The sequence below is a fragment of the Oleiphilus sp. HI0128 genome, from assembly GCF_001635365.1.
Genome location: NZ_LWGG01001000.1, coordinates 1 through 1,231, shown reverse-complemented (window position 1 = coordinate 1,231; position 1,231 = coordinate 1). Strand labels below are relative to the sequence as shown.

Here is a 1,231-nt window from a genome sequence, read left to right as displayed (position 1 = left end):
AGGTTTAGGGCTCAATATTCGGCAGGGAATGCTCGTTTCTTATCATGTATTCCTCCGTTTAAAGTTTTAGGGTAGGTGGCACGTTTTCCCACTGTTCCGCTCTGCTGTTTAAGTTTCTCAGGCACATTTGAATTTGTAGAGGCTTCGTCGGTGGTGTGTTCCTAGGGAGTCCGGTAAAGTCGCCATCTAGGGTGTTTTTGTCTCTGGGCCAGTACAAAGGTTTTAACGTGGTGTTTGGTGTAGTTGGGTGTTCTAAAACATCTAACCAGTTCATCAAACATCACTCCGGCCACAAAAACACGTGGCCTGCGTTGGACGCACGATAGAGCCGTGCGCCGTTTATAAAAGCGTTACATGCTAGCGAAATAGCTCACTATGAGTTCCAATCCTTGCAAGTTTTAAAGAGTTATTATCTGCTTTATATATTAAAAGCAAGTCTGGCTTAACATGACAATCACGGTAACCTTGCCAATTACCCGACAACATATGATCAACATATTTATCTGGCAAAGTTTCCCCAAGCTGTAATAGTTTAATCACGTGCCCAACTTCAACTACATCAGGAATGGGCAGTTTCGCAATTTTCTTAAAATCTTTTTTAAATTGCGTTGCGTATTCAAGTGTGAGCATTATTTCAAGCCACCAATGTCTAAATGGTTAAAAAGCTCTTCAATAGTTCCAGCTTTAGTGCCATTTCCAGACTCTAGCTCTTCAATTGCATTTGCTGTCAAAGTATTTGGTGTTTTTGCTTTAAGTTCAAAAGGTATTCCACCATAATTAATAACAGCTTTGGCAAATAGCTTTAAGGCTTGCGAGGTGCTTAGACCCATATCGTCACATACATTAGTAAATGCTAGCTTTGTGTCATGGTCTATGCGTGTACTTAGCATTTCTGTCTTCATATTTGATACCTATTTGCTTAATATGTAATACATAGTAAAACGAAGTATAGCAAAGTGCATGTAACAAGGCCATCTTGCGGATCTCGTTTTCTGTCACCTTTTATGCAAAGAAACGCATAAAAGTCGCCATCAAACTTCGACCGCAAATGGCGGCGTTATATGCGCAAAAGTACCAAACACTTGTACGCGGTTTTCTTAGTTTTGTGCAAAGATGGCCTTCTTATAAAGTCAGGTTATCATCAAGGTTCAGTGTTCTAAAAATTAGTTTTTTGCTCAGCGTAATCGGGTCACTTTGATGGGTGGTTTCGTTGACAGTTCAGGTAAGAATT

The 1,231-nt window shown here is 40.2% G+C and carries 2 protein-coding genes; both read right to left on the bottom strand.

The annotated features are described in order from the left end of the window. Positions 1–357: 357 nt before the first annotated feature. Positions 358–630, bottom strand: a complete 273-nt coding sequence (locus tag A3763_RS16990; RefSeq protein ID WP_068511095.1) for a type II toxin-antitoxin system YafQ family toxin — start codon at positions 628–630, stop codon at positions 358–360. Beyond that, positions 630–902 carry a type II toxin-antitoxin system RelB/DinJ family antitoxin gene (locus A3763_RS16985; protein WP_068511093.1) on the bottom strand — a complete coding sequence of 91 codons (273 nt, stop codon included), beginning with the start codon at positions 900–902 and terminating at the stop codon, positions 630–632. The genes A3763_RS16990 and A3763_RS16985 overlap by 1 nt, the downstream gene beginning before the upstream one ends. Positions 903–1,231: the final 329 nt, after the last annotated feature.